The sequence below is a fragment of the Actinoplanes couchii genome (genome assembly GCF_016862075.1).
Taxonomy (GTDB): domain Bacteria; phylum Actinomycetota; class Actinomycetes; order Mycobacteriales; family Micromonosporaceae; genus Actinoplanes; species Actinoplanes couchii.
This window is the reverse complement of the sequence record NZ_BOMG01000048.1, coordinates 110,510-128,166: the sequence shown is the minus strand read 5'-3', so window position 1 is coordinate 128,166 and position 17,657 is coordinate 110,510. Positions and strand designations below refer to the sequence as shown.

The following is a 17,657-nucleotide window of genomic DNA, read 5'->3' as shown; positions in this document are numbered from 1 at the left end:
GGCCAAGGTGTCCGATCCGCTCGGCTTACCGGTCTTGTCCAGGCCGCTGGATCCGTCTGACTCGCCGTCCGTGCTCTGCACGGCATCCGTGTCGCTGCCAGTTCCAGTGCCAGCGCTCGGGCTTGTATCGGCGGCGGCGTGTGCGTCGGCGACGGACTCTGGGGCCGCGGCCGGGAACGACTTTCCGACGGGGAACGGCGTGGTCGGCGGGAGTGGCGTGAGCGGCGGGAAAGCCCCGGCCGTCTGACTGCTCGGCGTGCTGGTTGGAGCGCCTGGCCCGGCGGGCAGATCGCTCGACGTGCTGGACGAATCGCCTGACGTGCTGGACGGATTGTCTGGCGCGGTGAGCGGATCGCCTGAGGCGGTGGGCGGATCGCTCGGCGTGCTGGACGGATTGTCTGGCGCGGTGAGTGGATCGCCTGAGGCGGCGGGGGGATCGCTTTGTGTGGTGGGTGGGGTGTTCGGCTTGGTGGGGGGAACGGCCGGAGCGGCGCCGGAACTCCCCAGCGGGCCGCCCTGATGCGGTGCCGGGGATGGCTGCTCTTCTGAGTCTTTCCGTGCCTCCGCCACGGGTCGACCCTACCCGCCGGAAACCATAATCGGGGATGCCGTGGAGACCCTGTGGACAACGTCCTGTGAACGGTTTGCGGTAGGGGTCCTACGCTGGTCTGATGCCGCGTTACGAGTTCCGTTGCCGCGCCTGTGGCGCCAATTTTGAGGTCAGTCGCCCGATGAGTCAGGCCGCCGATCCGGCGACCTGTCCGGAGGGCCACGGGGACACCGTGAAATTGCTGTCCACAGTCGCCGTCACCGGTCGCGGAGGGGCAGCCCCGGTCGTCCCGGCAGCCGGCGGAGGTGGAGGCGGCGGTTGCTGCGGAGGTGGCGGCTGCTGCTGACCCGGCTCACTCGAGTCGCGCGACCGCGCCCCACCCGGCCGCGCGACTCGCCGATGCCGACCGCATCAGGGTTGGCCGCACCAGGCAGGTTGCACCAAGGTCGGCCGCACCAAAACTGATCACAGCAAGGCTGGCCGCGCCAATGCTGGCCGCGCCAATGCCGGCCGCGCCGAGGTGGGGCCGCGCAAAGATTGGCCGCGCCACCGTGAGCCGCGCCAGACCTGCCCGCGTGAAGGTCGGCCGGGCGGCGGAGCCCGAGTGGTGGAGCCCTGGGCGGTGGATACCGGGCGGCCGCACCCGGGCGGCGGAAACCGGACGGCGGAAGCTGGGAATTGCCTGCCGAACGGGAGTGGCTCCGCGAGCATGGTGATCACTGTCGACTTCGGCCGGTGACTTTCTCCTTGCTGCGGGTGCTGATCCGATTGCCTCTTACGGGTACACCCGGCCGCCCTGGCGGTTTTGGCTCGGGACGGCGTTTCCGCGTTCGATCTCTTTCGTTACGAGACGCGTAGTCCCGTGTGCCGCCGGTCGATGTTCGATCAGCACGTCCTCCGAAAGGGGTCGGCCGCGACGGGCAAGTGATTACCGTCCGTTTCTACGATGGGTGGTAACGCAGAGATACGGCAGCATGAGTCGCGACTTCCCAGAAGGGGGCGGAGGTTCCACCGTGTCGGGACGGATCGAGCTACCCAGTGGCCAGGTGACCTTTATGTTCACCGACATCGAGGGCTCGACGCGGCTTGCCCGGATGCTCGGTGAGGCGTACCGCAGTGTTCTCAATGCGCATCGAACAGTGCTACGCAGCGTATTCAAAGACTTTGACGGTGTTGAACTCCTGACGGAGGGTGACTCCTTTTTCGTGGCGTTCTCGAACGCTGACGCGGCTCTCGCGGCGTGTGTGGAGGCGCAGCGGCGTCTGTCCGCTCACGACTGGCCGCGGCATGACGCGGTGCCGCTGGTCCGGATGGGACTGCACACCGGCCGGGCGGTCCCGATCGGTCAGGAGTACGCGAGCGCCGAGGTGCACCGTGCGGCCCGGGTGTCGGCGGCGGCGCACGGCGGGCAGGTGTTGTGTTCGGAGGCGACGGCGCTGGCGGTGACCGCCACCTATGCCGCGCTGTCGGGGGGTTCGACGGCTGCCGCGGCGACGCTGGCCACCGTGGATCTGGTGGATCTGGGCGCGTTCCGGTTGCGGGGTTTCGACGACGACGAGCGGCTGTTCCAGGTGATCGCGCCGGGGTTGGAGCGGGAGTTCCCGCGCCCGCGGACGGGTCAGGCGCCGCGGCACAATCTGCCGGCCGAGCACAGCCCGTTCGTGGGGCGCCGGGCCGAGGCCGCCGAGCTGGCCGAGCTGATCAGCCGGAATCGCCTGGTCACGGTGGTCGGCCCGGGCGGCTCCGGTAAGACCCGGTTGACCAGCGCGGTGGGCGAGCAGTTGCTTTCGGCGTACCCGGGCGGGGTGTGGACGATCGATGCCGCGACCGCGGCGCAGGGTCTGCCGGTCGCGTTGGCCGCCGCTCTGGGTCTGCGCCCGGAACCGGGCCGGCCGATGATCGACACGGTGGTGGAGCATTGCGCCGAGCGCCGGATGCTGGTGATCGTGCAGACCTGTGACGCCGCGCCGGCGTTGACCGCGACGCTGGCGCACCGGCTGCTCAGCCGGTGCCGCCGGCTGGATGTGCTGGCCACCGGCCGGGCGCCGCTGGCGTTGCCGGGGGAGACCGTGTGGCGGATTCCGCCGCTGGCTCCGGCGGACGCGTTCGCGCTGCTCCGGGACCGTGCGGCGGCGGCACAGGGCGGTCGCCCCGGTGACGGTGACCAGCAGTTGGCCCGGTTGGCGGCCCGGCTGGAGGGGTCGCCGCTGGCGATCCAGTTGGCGGCCGCCCGGTTGCGGCTGCTGCCCGCCGAGCAGTTGGCCCGCCGTCTGGACGATCCGCTGGGCGCGCTGGACAACGATGCCGCCGGTGACGGCCGGCACGCGAGTCTGGCCAACAATCTGGCCTGGTCGTACCGGACGCTGGGTGGCCGGGCCGCGGGTCTGTTGCGGCGGCTCGCGGTGTTCGCCGGGCCGGTCGATCTGTCGACGGTGGAGTGGTGTGATCCGGGTGCGCTCGGGGCGCTCTCCGAGCTGGCCGACAAGTCGCTGGTCGAGGTGGCGCCCGGTCCGAGTTACCGGATGTCGGATCAGGTCCGGGCGTACGCGCTGCGCCAGCTGGCGGCGGTCGGTGACGAACCCGAGTCCCGGGCGAGTCACCTGACCTGGGCGTTGCACGCGCTGGACCGGGCCGCGGTGGACGCCGACGACCAGGTGCGGACGGTGTCGCTCACCGAGCTGGGCCCGCTGGTGCCGGAGTGGCAGGCGGCGTTGCGCTGGGCCGCGGCCTCCGGTGACGTGCCGGCCGGTCTGCGGCTGGCCGCGGCGCTGGAACCGTGGTGGCGGGAACACGACGACGCCCGCCGTGAGGGTCGTGAGCTGCTGGCCGTGCTGTACCGGCACCTGTCGGCCACCGAGGACCGGATTCCCGCCGCGGATCTGGCGCGGGCCTATCTGGTGCATGCCGGGCTGGCCGACGAGCGGGCCGAGCGGGAACGTTTCCTGGCCCGCGCCGAGTCCGAGGCCGGTGGTGCCGGGGATCCGGCGCTGCTGGTCCGGGTCCGCGCGGTCCGGTTGACGCTGTCCAGCGACGATCCGGACGCCGAGAGCGAGTGTCGTCAGGTGATAGCCGAGGCGGAACGCTCCGGCGTGCCGAACGCGGCGTTCCCGGCCGTGCTGACCCTGGCCGAGCTGTTGTGGCGGCGCGAGGCGCTCACCGAGGCCGCCGAGTTGCTGGGCGCGGCCCGTCATCTGGAGGCGGCCCGTCCCGAGGATCGTGGCCGCCGGACGGTGGACTGGCTGCTCGGCATGGTGGCGCTCCGCCGGGGTGACCTGGTGGCCGCCCACGATCACCTGGTGGTGGCGTTGCGCTCCCGCCTGCGGCACGGTTTCCGGGGTGCCGCCGCCGACGCGGTGGCCGCGATCGCGGTGCGCTGCGCCTCCGGCGGCGATCCGGCGACCGCGACGGTCCTGTTCGGTGGCGCCGAGGCGGCGTGCGGTGCCCGGCGCACCGAATCGTTCGGCGCCTTCTGGTCCGCCCGCCAGTCGTCGTTGCGCGAGTTCCTGGGTGACGCCGCGTTCGACGAGGCCTACGCCGACGGCGCCGGGCTGGGCTTCGACCGGATAGTCGCGATGGCGCTGGCGGTCGAACACCCCGACCTGGAAAACGGAGCCGTCCGCTTCGCCCAGATAATCCGATAAACCTCTTCTTCTGGTACGCCAAACGGCCCCACAGCCGCAGGCGGCACGCTCTGTCCCGTCACGCGAGGTGGGCGACCCTCACGGCCGACCCGCGACCGCCGGGCGTATGCGGTGGTCCCGGGCAGCGCGAGCCGCTGCGGTGGTCACGGGCAGTGCGAACCGTTGGCAGTGGGTCACGCGAACGCGTGCGGTGACACCGATCTCGGCGAACCGCCCGGGCGACTCCAGGCCTGACTCGCGCCGAGAGCTGTCACCGCTGAAGAACGCGCGCCCCGTTCCGGTGACCACCGCGTCCGGCCCGGCGGTCGCGGGTCGGCCGTGCGGACCGCCGGCCGCGCGTGACGGGACAGCGCGGGCCGACTGCGGTTGTGGAGCCGCGTGGCGTACCAGAAGAGGGGTGCTTTTTAGACCGAGACCCCGTTGGACACCGACTCGTCGTCGCGGATGTAGACGAGCAGGTCGCCGGTCTCGATGGTGACCGCCTGCTCGCCGCCCAGCGGGAGGACCTTGCCGCGGCGGATCAGCGCCACCACCAGGGTGACGAGTTCGCGGGGGTTGCGGCCGACCTCGGCGCGTTCCGCGGAGCGCATCGCGAGCGCCATGCCCTGGCCGGGGGTGAGCAGGTCCTCGACGACGTCGATCAGCGGCGGCGCGGTCGTGGTGAGGCCCAGCAGGCGGCCGGCCGTGGACGACGACACGATCACGTGGTGGGCGCCGCTCTGCTTGAGCAGCGCCGCGTTCTCCTGCTCGCGGACCGCGGCGATGATCCGGACCTGGCCGGCGGTCAGCTGGCGGACGGTGAGGGTGATCAGAACCGAGGCTTCGTCACGATCAGTCGCGATGATGACCGATTTGGCATTTTTCACGTCTGCCTCGTTCAGCACCGCCGAGCGGGTGGCATCACCCTCGATCACCACAAAACCGCCGGCCCGGGCCTGCCGGACGCCACCCTCACGGTTCTCGACGATGACGATGCGGTTCTTCTCGTACCCGGTCTCCAGCAGCGCGGCGACCGCGGCCCGGCCCTTGGTGCCGTAACCGCAGATGATCACGTGGTCCTTCAACTTGCTCCTCCACCGGGCGACGCGCAGGCCCTTGCGGTACTGGTCGGTCAGCACTTCCAGTGTCGTACCGACCAGGATGATCAGGAAGAGGACCCGGGCGGGCGTGATGAACAGGACGTTCACCAGGCGGGCGCCCTGAGTCGCCGGCGTGATGTCGCCGTAGCCGGTGGTGGAGAGCGAGACGACCGCGTAGTAGAAGCAGTCGAGCAGGGTCAGCCCGTCCTCGTTGACGTCCCGATAGCCGTCGCGGTCCGAATAGATCACCGCGACCGCGACCAGAACCAGGGAACACGCCATCAACAGCCGGACCCCGAGGGCCCTCAACGGTCCCTGACGGACCACAGGTAGATGAATCATGGAACGGCCTGCACGCGATCACCTTAACCGTCAAGCTTGAGCTCTCATCGGTAGGACATCACATCCACGCCCCGGCCGCTCGCGGAGATCACACATGCCCCTGGTAATGACCGTGGCGGCAGTCCTGTCCACGATGCTCCCGGTGCCCGCCGACCGGGCCGAGGTGCTGGCCCGGTGGACCCGGCCGACCGCGGAGAGCACCGCCGCGTGGAAAGCCGCCCGGGCCGACCGCGAGCGCTGGTCCGCCTACCGCTTCGACTGGTCCACCGACAGGTGCACGAGGGCCCCGGAGAAGCCGTTCGGGTTCGACTTCGCCGACGCGTGCCGCCACCACGACTTCGGTTACCGCAATTACCGGACCACCCTGCCCCGGCACAAGAAACGCCTGGACGAGGTCTTCCGGGCCGACCTGCGCCGCATCTGCGACGCCCGCCGCCTGTCCGCCCAGCCCTTCTGCAACGCCACCGCTTTCACCTACTTCGAGACGGTCCGCCTGATCCCGCCGACGGCGTACCGGAGTTAGATGATGGTCCAGGTGTCGCCGGTGTTCAGGAGGTCGTCGAGCATCTGGTCCGGGGTGCCGGTGGCCTGGGCCTTCGCGTCGTGGACCTGCTTGCGGACGATCTCGTCGTAGGACGGGCGCTGCACGTTGCGGAAGACGCCGATCGGGGTGGTGCCCAGATCGGAGCCGGAGAGGCGGCTCAGCGCGAACGCGTACGCCGGATCCTCCACGGTCGCGTCGTGGACGATCGGGGTGCCGCCCTCCTGCACCTTCAGGCCGAAGCTGCCCTCCGGGTGCACGACGTTCAGGCCGCCGACCGTGATCGGCTCGCCCTGTTCCAGCCGGATCAGGTGCTCGTCCCGGGTCGACGGGTCCTTGACCAGCTCGAAGGCGCCGTCGTTGAAGATGTTGCAGTTCTGGTAGATCTCGACGAACGCCGAGCCCTCGTGCGCCGCGGCGGCCCGCAGCACCGACTGCAGGTGTTTGCGGTCGGAGTCGATGGTCCGGGCCACGAAGGTCGCCTCCGCGCCGAGGGCCAGCGACAGCGGGTTGAACGGCGAGTCCGCCGACCCGGCCGGCGTCGACTTGGTGATCTTGCCGAGTTCCGAGGTCGGTGAGTACTGCCCCTTGGTGAGCCCGTAGATCCGGTTGTTGAACAGCAGGATCTTGATGTTCACGTTGCGCCGCAGCGCGTGGATCAGGTGGTTGCCGCCGATCGACAGCGCGTCGCCGTCCCCGGTCACCACCCAGACGCTCAGGTCGGGGCGGGACGCGGACAGCCCGGTCGCGATGGCCGGGGCCCGCCCGTGGATCGAGTGCATCCCGTAGGTGTTCATGTAGTACGGGAACCGGGACGAGCAACCGATCCCGGAGACGAACACGATGTTCTCCCGGGGGAGGCCCAGCTCGGGCATGAACTGCTGCACCGCGGCGAGGATCGCGTAGTCCCCGCAGCCGGGGCACCAGCGCACCTCCTGGTCGGACTTGAAGTCCTTGGCGGTGAGTTTCACGGCGACCGTCTCAGCCATTCTTGACCACGTCCTCGAGCATGCTCTCCAGCGTCCCGGCGGTGAACGGCAGGCCGCTGACCTGGTTGAACGGAACCACGTCGACGAGATATCGGGAGCGGATCACCGCGGCGAGCTGACCCAGGTTCATCTCCGGGACGACCACCTTGTCGTAGCCGGCGAGCACCGCGCCGAGGTTGGCCGGCAGCGGCGCGAGATGCCGCAGATGCGCCTGGGCGACGGAGAGGCCACGCTGGCGCAGCGCCCGGCAGGCGGCGCCGATCGGGCCGTAGGTGGAACCCCAGCCGAGGACCAGCACGCCCGCGTCCTCGGACGGGTCCTCGACGTCCACCTCGGGGACGCTGATCGCCTCGATGCGGGCCTGCCGGGTACGGACCATGAACTCGTGGTTGGCCGGGTCGTACGAGATGTCGCCGGTCTTGTCGGCCTTCTCCAGGCCACCGATGCGGTGCTCCAGGCCGGGCGTGCCGGGCACCGCCCACGGACGGGCCATGGTCTGCGGATCGCGCAGGTACGGCAGGAAGCGCCCGTCGTCGGTGTTCGGCTCGGTGGCGAACGTGACCCGCAGATCGGGCAGCTCGGCGGCGGACGGCAACAGCCACGGCTCGGACCCGTTGGCCACGTAGTTGTCCGACAGCAGGATCACCGGGGTGCGGTAGGTCAGCGCGATCCGGGCCGCCTCCAGCGCCGCGTGGAAGCAGTCGGACGGCGATTTCGGGGCGATCACCGCGAGCGGCGCCTCGCCGTGCCGGCCGAACAGGGCCATGTTGAGGTCGGCCTGCTCGGTCTTGGTCGGCATGCCGGTGGACGGCCCGGCCCGCTGCACGTCCACGATCACCAGCGGCAGCTCCAGGGCGATGGCCAGCGAGATGGTCTCGCCCTTGAGCGCCACGCCCGGGCCGGAGGTGGTGGTGACCCCGAGGGCCCCGCCGTACGCCGCGCCGAGCGCCGCCCCGATCGCGGCGATCTCGTCCTCGGCCTGCATCGTGGTGACGCCGAACCGTTTGTGCTTGGAGAGTTCGTGCAGGATGTCCGAGGCCGGGGTGATCGGGTAGGCGCCGAGGAAGAGCGGCAGTCCGGAGCGCACCGCGGCGGCCACCAGCCCGAGCGCGAGCGCCTGGTTGCCGGTGATGTTGCGGTAGGTGCCGGGGCTCATCCGGGCCGGTTTGATCTCGTACCGCACCGCGAACGCCTCGGTCGTCTCGCCGTAGTTCCAGCCGGCCTGGAACGCGGCCTTGTTCGCGGCGACCAGATCGGGGCGCTTGGCGAACTTGCGCTCCAGGAACCGCAGCGTCGACTCGAACGGCCGCGAGTACATCCAGCTCAGCAGGCCGAGCGCGAACATGTTCTTGGCGCGTTCGCCGTCCTTCTTCGCGACCCCCAGCTCGCTGAGGGCGCCGAGGGTGAGCGTGGTCAGCGCCACCGGGTGCACCGCGAAATCGGCGAGCGAGCCGTCCTCCAGCGGGCTGGCCGCATAGCCGACCTTGGCCAGGTTCCGGCGGGTGAACTCGTCGGTGTTGACGATGATGTCGGCGCCGGCCGGCAGCTCGGACAGGTTGGCCTTGAGGGCGGCCGGGTTCATCGCGACCAGCACGTCGGGGGCGTCGCCGGGGGTCAGGATGTCGTAGTCGGCGAAGTGCACCTGGAAACTGGAGACCCCGGGCAGGGTGCCGGCCGGTGCGCGGATCTCGGCCGGGAAGTTCGGCAGGGTCGAGATGTCGTTGCCGAGCTGGGCGGTCTCCGACGTGAAACGGTCCCCGGTGAGCTGCATGCCGTCGCCGGAGTCGCCGGCGAATCGGATGACGACCCGGTCCAGCTGCTCGACTCGCTTGGCGGGAGCGGCCACGATTCAACCTCCAGAAGGCGCGATCGTTACTTCCACACTACGTCGCCGCTCCTTACGAAGTGGCCCCGGACCGTTGCCCACAGTAGTCATTCGATCGCGGCCCTTCCAGTGGTCTTCGGTAGGCTGCACGATCGTGGCGGGATACCTGGGTTCGTACGCCCTTCTCGGTCTGCTGCTGGCCGCCGGGGTGCTGCTGTTCGTGGCCGCGTTCGGAGCGAACCGCCTGCTCCGGCCCGCGAACCCGGCGGAGCCGGTGGGCAAACGGATCTCGTACGAGAGCGGCATCGACCCGGTCGGCGGGGACTGGGCGCAGGCGCAGATCCGGTACTACGTCTATGCGTACCTTTATGTGCTTTTCGCAGTTGAGTCGGTATTTCTCTTCCCGTGGGCGGTGATCTTCGATCGCCCCGGTTTCGGCGGGCTCGCGATCGCCGAGATGGGGATCTTCGTGGCGGTGCTGGCCCTGGGCATCCTCTACGCGTGGCGTAAGCGGATCCTGCACTGGACCTGACCGCGGGGGTGGCGGGCTCGCAACCGGAAAGCGGACATGTCAACATCGTGCGCATGGGTCAGCTTCTGCTCTTCATCGTCGTGGCTCTCGTCGTCGCGACGATCGTCTTCGGCGTGACCGTTCTGCTGAGCGGGGCCGACCCCGGCCTGACCCCGGTCGAGCCCGACGGCCGCGCGATCCCGCTGCCCGGCGACCGCCCGCTCGGCGAGGACGACATCTCCCGGACCAGGTTCGACACCGTGCTGCGCGGCTACCGGATGGCGCAGGTCGACCAGGCCCTGCAGCGGGCCGCCTACGACATCGGCTACAAGGGTGAGCTGATCGGCGTGCTGGAGGCCGAGGTCACCGCCCTGCGCGAGGGCCGCCTGGAGGAGGCCGACGCGCTCCGCCGCGCCCGGGAGGCGGCGCTCGCCCCGGCCGCCACGGTCCCGGCGGTGGAGGCGGTGGAGCCGGACGCCCCGGTCATCGAGATCGGGCCGGAAGCGGTGGAGAAACGATGAGCAGCGATGCGGCGGAGGCCGGCCCGGGGGAGTTCACCGCCACGGTGATCGTCAACGCGCCCGCCTCCAAGGTCTTCGCCGCGTTCATGAACTGGGAGCGGCAGTCCGACTGGATCCCGTTCACCCGGGTCCGGGTGGTCGAGGGCGACGGCGGCGAGGGCAGCCTGGTCGAGGCGGTCACCGCGATCGGCCCGGCGGTGCTGCGCGACGAGCTCCAGGTGGTCAAGGTCAACGCGCCGTACGAGTTGCGCGTCGTGCACTGCGGCAAGGTGCTGCGCGGGCCGGGCGCGATGCGGTGCACGGCGATGTCCGGCGACCGTACCCAGATCGTCCTGCACGAGTGGTTCCACCTGCCGGCCGGCGCGGTCGGGAAGATCGCCTGGCCGGTGCTCTGGCCGGGGTCGAAACTGGGGTTCACCGGCGCCCTGAAACGCTTCGCCCGTCTCGTCGAGCAGGGCCGCCTGCCGTGACCGCGGTGGCGGACCTCGCCCTGGGCACGGACGGCCGGGCCCGGTGCTCCTGGGGCGGCAGCACGCCCGACTACGCGGTCTATCACGACGAGGAGTGGGGCCGGCCGGTCCGCGGCGACGACGCGCTCTTCGAACGGCTCACCCTGGAGGCGTTCCAGTCCGGCCTGTCCTGGATCACGATCCTGCGCAAGCGGGAGGCGTTCCGGGCGGCGTTCGCCGGGTTCTCGATCGCGACGGTGGCCGAGTTCACCGAGGCCGACGCGGTCCGGCTGATGGCCGACACCGGCATCGTCCGGAACCGGATGAAGATCGACGCGGCGCTGCACAACGCCCGGGTGGCGGCCGGGGTGGAGCTGACCGAGCTGCTCTGGTCGTTCGCGCCGCCGGAGCGCCCGCGCCCGCTCACCCGCGCCGACGTCCCGGCGGTCACGGCGGAGTCCACCGCGATGGCCAAGGCGCTCAAGAAGCGTGGGTTCAAGTTCGTCGGTCCCACCACGGCGTACGCGTTGATGCAGGCCACCGGCATGGTGGACGACCACCTCACGGAGTGCTGGGTGCCCGTGATGAGATGACACCATGGCTCAGTTCGTGGTGATCATTCCGGAAGGGCAGTGGGCGACCGAGCGGTTGTTCCAGCATGATGCGGTAACGATTGGTTTCTCCGGAAAAGCGGAGATCGGTGACGAGGTGCTGCTGGTCGCCGAGGAACAGGTCGTGGCCCTGGCCCGGGTGGAGAAAGCCGACGGCGGCGAGCTGTCGCTGTGGTACCTGCGGCGGGCCTTCGACGAACCGGTGCCGGCCTCGCTCATCGAGGGCCCGATCGACGAGGCGACGTTCCAGCGGTTCGCCGCCGCGCTCGGTGGCGCCGCCGACAAGAAGCCGTGGCTGGTCAGCGTCGCGATGCCGATCGAGGCGGTGAACCCGGCGGAGGCGGTGCGCCAGTTCTGGTCGCACGTGCTGGAGCTGGGCCCCGCCGAGCTGCCCACCTACGTCTGGCCGTCCGGTGACGAGCTGGCGATGCAGGCCTTCGTCCTCGGGGTCGAGAAGAACCAGGACCCCGAGGAGGAGGACGAGGACGAGGACTAGCGGCGACTAGCGGCCCTGGAAATCGGGCTTCCGCTTGTTCACGAAGGCGTCGACCGCGGCCGAGTGGTCCGCGGTCGCGCCGCAGATCGACTGGGCCTGCGCCTCGGCCGCCAGCGCGTCGGAGAGTGTGCCGGCGGTGGCGATCGACAGCTCCCGCTTGATCGCGCCGTAAGCGACCGTCGGGCCGGCCGCCAGCTGGGCGGCCAGCTCCTGGGCCCGCGGCAGCACCTGCTCGTCGTCCTCCAGCAGCTCGGTCAGCATGCCGATCCGGTCGGCCTCGGCGGATTTCACCGGCTTGGCGAGCAGCAGCAGCTCGACCGCCTTGGCGTGCCCGACGATCCGCGGCAGCGACCAGGAGATGCCGCTGTCCCCGGCCAGGCCCACGTTGGCGAACGCCATCAGGAAGCTGGTCCTCGGGCCGCCGATCCGGAAGTCGGCGAGCATGGCCAGCGAGGCGCCCGCCCCGGCGGCCATCCCGCGCACCGCCGCGATCACCGGCTTCGGCATGTTCGCCAGCCGCTGTGCGATCGGGTTGTAGTGCAGCGGGACCGTGTTCAGATCGGTGGACCCGGACGCGAGCAGGGTGGCGTGCTCCTTCAGGTCCTGACCGCCGCAGAAGGCGCCGCCCGCCCCGGTCAGCACGATCGCCCGGCAGGACCGGTCGCTCTCCAGCGAGGCCAGCGTGTCCCGCAGGGCCTCCTTGAGGTCGACGGTGAAGCTGTTCATCGCTTCCGGGCGGTTCAGAGTCAGGGTGACGACCGCGTCGGTGCGGTCGACGAGCAGGGAGTCGGTCATGACTCCGAGAATCCCACACGGACTCCACGTAGGGCTCGTTCCACATGGCGATCGGCGGCCGGGCGCAGCCGGGTGGCGTGCTTGTCGAAGAAGCTCGCTGCCTTCACTCCCGGCCAGCCGCTGGGCAGCAGCGCGGCGGGCAGTTGCGGGTCGTCCAGCACGATCGAGCGCCAGGCGTGCACCAGCCGGAACCGGGCCGCGTACGCCTCCTCATCGGTGCTACGTGGAGTAACGGCTTTGACAACCGGCTGTAGCGATGCGACGAACTCCTCGTACGACCGCCCGATCCGTCCCAGATCCCAGGCTCGCCCGGTGATGCTGTCCGATCCGGCGGTGTGCGTGGCGCTGAACCGCTCGAAGCCGACCCCGGCCGACCTCAGCAGCGTTTCCACCTCTTCGGACGCGCGCGGCGCCACCCACACCTGTTCACTCAGCGAGCCGTAGCCCAGATAGGTGAGGCGGGTCACTTCCCGCCGCGAGGCCGACTCGCCCAGCAGGATCATGTCGAAGCGGCCGTCCCAGCCGCCGCGACCGGTCCGGTACACCCGGGCAGCCGCCTCGTCGAGCCGTCGCGCGGCTTTCGGGGTGAGAACGTAACCCGGTCCGGAGGCGAGACGCAGCGGATGCAGCCATCCCTGTCGCACCATTCGCGACACTGCGGTGCGCACCGCCGGGGCCGCGATATCGAGCGGGGTCAGCAGCCTGACCAGGGCGGAGACGGGGGCTCGGGAGCCACGGGCGCGCAGATAGTCGCCGTACAGGTCGAAGAGTGCGGACCGCGCCTGCATGACCGCACATTGTGACAGCAGGAAAGGCGATATGCTAGACGCTGTCACATCCGCCCGGGCTGGGTTTGGGTTCGCCGGTGTTCATCAGGGAAAATGTTTGATCGGCACGGTGGGCTGCGACGCGTGAAGACGTGAAACGGCCCGAGCGGGCCGCCGATCGGAAACGAGCACCGCGTCGCGTGGGGCTGAGCACGTGACGTGGCTGCTGGCATTCCAGGAGCAAGTGGCTGTGGGGCAACCCACCGACCCTGACGTAGGTCTGAGGGGAGACAAGATGGCGGCGATGAAGCCGCGGACGGGCGATGGTCCGCTGGAGGTCACCAAGGAGGGTCGTGGCATCGTGATGCGCGTCCCGCTGGAGGGTGGTGGCCGTCTCGTCGTGGAGATGACCCCGGACGAGGCCAACGCGCTGGGTGACGCGTTGAAGTCGATCGCCGGCTGACGTTTCACGCGAGCCCGCCGGTACGGTACCGCCCGTACCGGCGGGCTTTCCACGTCTTACGGAAAGGTCATCCTCCCGTGTTCGACATCCGATTGACCGACGTCGCCGACCAGACGGCCACCTGGATCATCCCGGCCGGTTCCACCGTTCCCGGCGAGGTCGGGGCCGAGGTCGCCGCCCTTGCGCCGGACACCGGGGCGGGCCGGATCACCGTGCTGCCCCGGCCGTTGCGGCAACCGTCCCGGGTCCTGCTGGCCGGCACCGGCGCCGGTGACGAGGCCGGCTGGCGTGCCGCCGGGGCCGCCGCGATCCGCGAGGCCGGCGACGACGAAGTACTCCAGGTGCTGATCCCCGCCGAGCTGGACCCGGCCGCGCTGGGCGCGCTGGCCGAGGGCCTCTGGCTGGGTGGTTACCGATACCGGGACGCGGCGAAGCCGGTCCGCTCCGGCGAGGTGCGATTCCGGACCGACGATCCGCAGCGGTACGCCGAGAGCCTGACCGTGGCCCGGATCACCGCCCGGGCCGTGTGGCTGGCCCGGGACCTGACCAACACCCCGCCCTCGGTGAAGAACCCGGAGTGGCTCGCCGCTCAGTTCGTCGCCGAGGCCGCGGACCGCCCCGGCCTGACCGTGACCGTGAAGGCCGGCGACGAGCTGGACCGCTTCGGTGGCCTGCTGGCCGTCGGCGGCGGCTCGGTCTCCCCGCCCCGGTTCGCCGAGATCTCCTGGCAGCCGGCCGGCGCGACCACCCATGTGGTCCTGGTCGGCAAGGGCATCACCTTCGACACCGGCGGCATCTCGATCAAGCCGCGGGACAGCATGAAGCTGATGAAGAAGGACATGGGCGGTGCGGCCGCGGTCGCCGCCGCGACGCTGGCCGCGGCAGACCTCGATCTGCCGGTACGGGTGACCGCGCTGCTGCCGCTCGCCGAGAACGCGATCGGGGCGGGCGCCTTCCGCCCCGGTGACGTGATCACCCACTACGACGGCTCGACCAGTGAGAACACGAACTCCGACGCGGAGGGCCGGCTGGTCCTGGCCGATGCCCTCGCCTATGCGGCGGACCGGCTGAAGCCCGATCTGACGGTCACCGTCGCCACCCTGACCGGAGCGAACGCGGTGGCCCTGGGCAAGCGCACCGCGGCCCTGCTGAGCCCGGACGACGAGCTGGCCACGGCACTGTCCGCGGCGGGCGCGGCGGCCGGTGAGCAGATCTGGCGGCTGCCGCTGGCCGACGAGTACTCCGAGCTGATGCGCAGCGACATCGCCGACCGGGTCAACGCATCGCCCGGCCCGGGGATCGTGATGGCCGCGCTGTTCCTGCGGGACTTCTTCGGCGACACCCGGTGGGCGCACTTCGACATGTCCGCCCCGAGCTGGGCCGAGGCGGACGATCGGGAGCTGACCAAGGGCGCCACCGGCTGGGGCGCCCGCACCCTGCTGCGGTGGCTCTCAGCGCTTGACGGCGGCCAGCAGGCCGGCGCCTGACGGGATCACCGCGGGGATCCAGTCCTCGGACTCACGGATCGCCTTCACCGTCTCCCGGACGATGAGGGTGTCCACGTCCCGGGCGGACGGGTCGTTGATCCGGCCGCCCGCGTGCGCCCCGTTCACGATCAGGATCCCGCCGGTCCGGAGCAGCCGCAGGGCGGCCTCGGTGCAGGCGGCGAACTCGGTGGTGTCGGCGTCCACGAAGATCAGGTCGTAGACGCCGTCCGCGAGCCGGGGGAGCACGTCCAGGGCCCGGCCGCTGATGATCCGGGTCCGGGACGGCGCGAACCCGGCCTCCAGGAAGACCCGGCGGGCGACCCGCTGGTACTCCCGCTCGACGTCGATGGTGGTGAGGATTCCGTCCGGGCGCATCCCGCCGAGCAGCCAGATGCCGCTCACGCCGGTGCCGGTGCCGATCTCGACGACGGCCTTGGCACTGCCCGCCGCGGCCAGCAGGCGCAGCACGGAGCCGGCGCCGGGCGAGACGCAGGGCAGGCCGAGCTCGTGCGCCAGGGCACGCGCGGTCTGCAGGACCGGGTCCTCTGTGGCGTAGGTCTCGGCGAACGGTATTGACTGAGTCGCCGGCTGACCGAATGAACGAGCAGGACCGATGATGACGACCTCCGTACGGCTGGGATGTCTCGTGGCCTAACCACACACATCGGATAAGAGAGTAGAGCGATGTTCTCCGGTGATGCACCGTGCCGTCGATGGATAAACCGTCCGTTCGTCGCAGGTGCGGACCCGTGGCAAGGTGTGAACCGGTGAATCCGTGTCATCCTGGATGCGCGGAGCCGGGCGAGTGGATGGAGGCACCGACGTGACCGACGGCTGGAACTGGCGCCGGCCACCGGCCCCCCATGCCTCTGGCGAGCCGCAGCAGCCCCCGTACGGGCCGCCGCCGGAGTCCGCCTTCTGGTCGGGCGGGCCCGCCGATCCGTGGCGTGATCCGTACGCGGCCTCCGCCGTGGTGCTGCCCCCGCCACCACCGGTCGGCGGCACGCCGCTGGACAGCGCGCCGGACCCGGACCAACCCCGCCGCGGATTCTTCCCGGTCCTGATGATCTGCCTGGTCACAGCCCTGCTGGCGGGTGCCGTCGGTGGCACGCTGGGGTTCGTCTTCGCGGTCCGCGGTGGTTACGCCGAGGGCGGCGGCACCCAGCTCGGGGCCTCCGGGCCGAACACTCCGGAGAGCACCCAGCGTGACCCCGGCAGCCTCGCCGGGGTGGCCGAGCGGGTCCTGCCGAGCGTCGTCACGGTCCGGGTCAGCGGGGCGATCGGCTCCGGTTTTGTGGTCTCCACGGACGGCTACGTGATCACCAACGACCACGTGGTGGAGGGCGGCGACGACGGCATGTCGGTCTCGTTCTCGGACGGGTCGACGGCGAGCGCGAAACTCGTCGGGCGGGATCCCGAGTCCGACGTCGCAGTGATCAAAGTCGCAAAGAACGGGCTCACCCCGGTCGCTCTCGGCAACTCGGACGAGATCGCGGTGGGTGACTCGGTGCTCGCTTTCGGTTCACCGCTGGCCCTGGTCAACACCGTGACGTACGGCATCGTCAGCGCCGTCGACCGGACCATCCAGGCCGGCGAGAGCGGCGGGACCACCCGCTACTACGCGGCCATCCAGACCGACGCCGCGGTCAACCAGGGCAACTCCGGTGGCCCGCTGGTCACCGCGAGCGGTCAGGTCATCGGGGTCAACTCGGTGATCCGGTCGGTCGGCAACAGCGACACCGAGGCCGGCAACATCGGCCTCGCCTTCGCCATCCCGATCAACCAGGCCAAGCGGGTCGCCGAGGACATCATCGACACCGGTAAGGCCCGGCGCACGGTGATCGGCGCCGAGGTGATGACCGGGGAGGGTGCGGCCGGCGCCCGGCTGCGCAAGGTCGAGACCGGAGGTCCGGCGGCCGCCGGTGGCCTGCGCTCCGGCGACATCGTCACCCGGCTGGACGGGCACCCGCTGGAGGACGGCACCGACCTGATCGCCCTGGTCCGGAAGTACGCTCCCGGCTCGGTGGTGGCGGTCGAGTACCGCCGCGGCACCAAGTCCGCCTCCGCCTCGGTGACCCTCGCGGCCGACACCAACTGACAGGCTCCTGGGGTGTTCGCGCACAGCATGCGTGCGTAGTCTTGGCGCGGGAAAGGCTGGGAGGCCGGACGTGTTCGAGAATCTGAACTGGTGGGAGATCGGCGCGCTGCTCATGCTGGCGCTGCTGATCTTCGGGGAGAAACTCCCCAAGGTGATCGGTGACGGCCTGCGCATGCTCCGGGGCCTGCGCAACATGGCCCAGGGCGCGACCGCCGACCTGAGCCGTGAGCTCGGCACCGACATCCAGCTCGAGGATCTGCACCCGAAGGCGTTCATCCGCAAGCACCTGCTCAGCGAAGAGGACGAGCAGGCGCTCCGCAAGCCGATCCAGACGCTCTTCGACGACGTGAAATCCGACCTCAACGGGGTCAAGACCGAGCTGAACGACGTGGCCTCGGCCGTCGACGTCCGGAAAGGCAGCGCGCCGGCCGAGAAGGCCCCCGTGGAGGCTCCTCGACCGGCGCAGCGTTACGACCTCGACGCGACCTAGGG

General features: G+C 70.6%; 17 protein-coding genes and 1 pseudogene. 12 read left to right on the top strand and 6 right to left on the bottom strand.

Annotated features, from left to right (window positions below; translation table 11 throughout):
* Positions 1-671: 671 nt before the first annotated feature.
* Both Aco03nite_RS18760 and Aco03nite_RS18755 read left to right on the top strand, forming a co-directional pair.
* Positions 672-896 (top strand): FmdB family zinc ribbon protein, encoded by a 225-nt coding sequence (locus tag Aco03nite_RS18760; protein WP_203796654.1) that lies wholly within the window; start codon positions 672-674, stop codon positions 894-896.
* Between the two features lie 667 nt (positions 897-1,563).
* Positions 1,564-4,191 (top strand): ATP-binding protein, encoded by a 2,628-nt coding sequence (locus tag Aco03nite_RS18755; RefSeq protein ID WP_203796653.1) that lies wholly within the window; start codon positions 1,564-1,566, stop codon positions 4,189-4,191.
* A gap of 404 nt (positions 4,192-4,595) precedes the next feature.
* Here Aco03nite_RS18755 and Aco03nite_RS18750 read toward each other — a convergent pair whose 3' ends face one another.
* On the bottom strand, positions 4,596-5,612 hold the full coding sequence (locus Aco03nite_RS18750; protein ID WP_203796652.1) for a potassium channel family protein: 1,017 nt from the start codon (positions 5,610-5,612) through the stop codon (positions 4,596-4,598).
* Positions 5,613-5,706: 94 nt separating this feature from the next.
* Here Aco03nite_RS18750 and Aco03nite_RS18745 point away from each other — a divergent pair, with 94 nt between their 5' ends.
* Positions 5,707-6,135, top strand: a complete 429-nt coding sequence (locus tag Aco03nite_RS18745; protein ID WP_203796651.1) for a phospholipase — start codon at positions 5,707-5,709, stop codon at positions 6,133-6,135.
* Here Aco03nite_RS18745 and Aco03nite_RS18740 read toward each other — a convergent pair.
* A complete protein-coding gene (locus Aco03nite_RS18740) occupies positions 6,132-7,142 on the bottom strand; it encodes a 2-oxoacid:ferredoxin oxidoreductase subunit beta (RefSeq protein WP_203796650.1) in 1,011 nt (336 codons plus the stop codon). The genes Aco03nite_RS18745 and Aco03nite_RS18740 overlap by 4 nt on opposite strands.
* Positions 7,135-8,988 (bottom strand): 2-oxoacid:acceptor oxidoreductase subunit alpha, encoded by a 1,854-nt coding sequence (locus tag Aco03nite_RS18735; RefSeq protein ID WP_203796649.1) that lies wholly within the window; start codon positions 8,986-8,988, stop codon positions 7,135-7,137. Before Aco03nite_RS18735 ends, Aco03nite_RS18740 begins: the two co-directional genes overlap by 8 nt.
* 133 nt (positions 8,989-9,121) lie before the next feature.
* Between Aco03nite_RS18735 and ndhC the strand changes: the two genes are divergently transcribed.
* From ndhC to Aco03nite_RS18710, 5 genes and pseudogenes are all read left to right on the top strand, one after another.
* Positions 9,122-9,499 carry an NADH-quinone oxidoreductase subunit A gene (gene ndhC / locus Aco03nite_RS18730; protein WP_203796648.1) on the top strand — a complete coding sequence of 126 codons (378 nt, stop codon included), beginning with the start codon at positions 9,122-9,124 and terminating at the stop codon, positions 9,497-9,499.
* Positions 9,500-9,552: 53 nt separating this feature from the next.
* Positions 9,553-9,910, top strand: a pseudogene (locus tag Aco03nite_RS18725) (DivIVA domain-containing protein); the annotation flags it as partial.
* An 85-nt stretch (positions 9,911-9,995) separates the two neighbouring features.
* Positions 9,996-10,469, top strand: a complete 474-nt coding sequence (locus tag Aco03nite_RS18720; protein ID WP_203796666.1) for an SRPBCC family protein — start codon at positions 9,996-9,998, stop codon at positions 10,467-10,469.
* Between the two features lie 5 nt (positions 10,470-10,474).
* The gene (locus tag Aco03nite_RS18715; protein ID WP_203796665.1) at positions 10,475-11,041 is read left to right on the top strand and encodes a DNA-3-methyladenine glycosylase I; all 567 of its coding nucleotides are present in this window, start codon (positions 10,475-10,477) and stop codon (positions 11,039-11,041) included.
* Between the two features lie 4 nt (positions 11,042-11,045).
* Complete coding sequence (locus tag Aco03nite_RS18710; protein ID WP_203796647.1) at positions 11,046-11,555, top strand: hypothetical protein; 510 nt, start codon at positions 11,046-11,048, stop codon at positions 11,553-11,555.
* Positions 11,556-11,561: 6 nt separating this feature from the next.
* Here the strand turns inward: Aco03nite_RS18710 and Aco03nite_RS18705 are convergent, their stop codons facing one another.
* On the bottom strand, positions 11,562-12,350 hold the full coding sequence (locus Aco03nite_RS18705; RefSeq protein WP_203796646.1) for an enoyl-CoA hydratase-related protein: 789 nt from the start codon (positions 12,348-12,350) through the stop codon (positions 11,562-11,564).
* A complete protein-coding gene (locus tag Aco03nite_RS18700; RefSeq protein ID WP_203796645.1) occupies positions 12,347-13,138 on the bottom strand; it encodes a PaaX family transcriptional regulator in 792 nt (263 codons plus the stop codon). Before Aco03nite_RS18700 ends, Aco03nite_RS18705 begins: the two co-directional genes overlap by 4 nt.
* Before the next feature lie 274 nt (positions 13,139-13,412).
* Between Aco03nite_RS18700 and Aco03nite_RS18695 the strand changes: the two genes are divergently transcribed.
* Positions 13,413-13,580, top strand: a complete 168-nt coding sequence (locus Aco03nite_RS18695; protein ID WP_014447667.1) for a DUF3117 domain-containing protein — start codon at positions 13,413-13,415, stop codon at positions 13,578-13,580.
* 77 nt (positions 13,581-13,657) lie between these two features.
* Positions 13,658-15,067, top strand: coding sequence for a leucyl aminopeptidase family protein (locus Aco03nite_RS18690; RefSeq protein WP_203796644.1), 1,410 nt, complete (start codon positions 13,658-13,660; stop codon positions 15,065-15,067).
* Here the strand turns inward: Aco03nite_RS18690 and Aco03nite_RS18685 are convergent.
* Positions 15,032-15,640 carry an O-methyltransferase gene (locus tag Aco03nite_RS18685; RefSeq protein WP_203796664.1) on the bottom strand — a complete coding sequence of 203 codons (609 nt, stop codon included), beginning with the start codon at positions 15,638-15,640 and terminating at the stop codon, positions 15,032-15,034. The genes Aco03nite_RS18690 and Aco03nite_RS18685 overlap by 36 nt on opposite strands.
* Positions 15,641-15,890: 250 nt before the next feature.
* Between Aco03nite_RS18685 and Aco03nite_RS18680 the strand changes: the two genes are divergently transcribed.
* Entirely contained in the window at positions 15,891-17,165 is a 1,275-nt protein-coding gene (locus Aco03nite_RS18680; RefSeq protein ID WP_239145250.1) for a S1C family serine protease, read from the top strand.
* A gap of 70 nt (positions 17,166-17,235) precedes the next feature.
* Positions 17,236-17,655: a twin-arginine translocase TatA/TatE family subunit gene (locus Aco03nite_RS18675; RefSeq protein WP_203796643.1), complete on the top strand. Its 420-nt coding sequence runs from the start codon at positions 17,236-17,238 to the stop codon at positions 17,653-17,655.
* Positions 17,656-17,657: the final 2 nt, after the last annotated feature.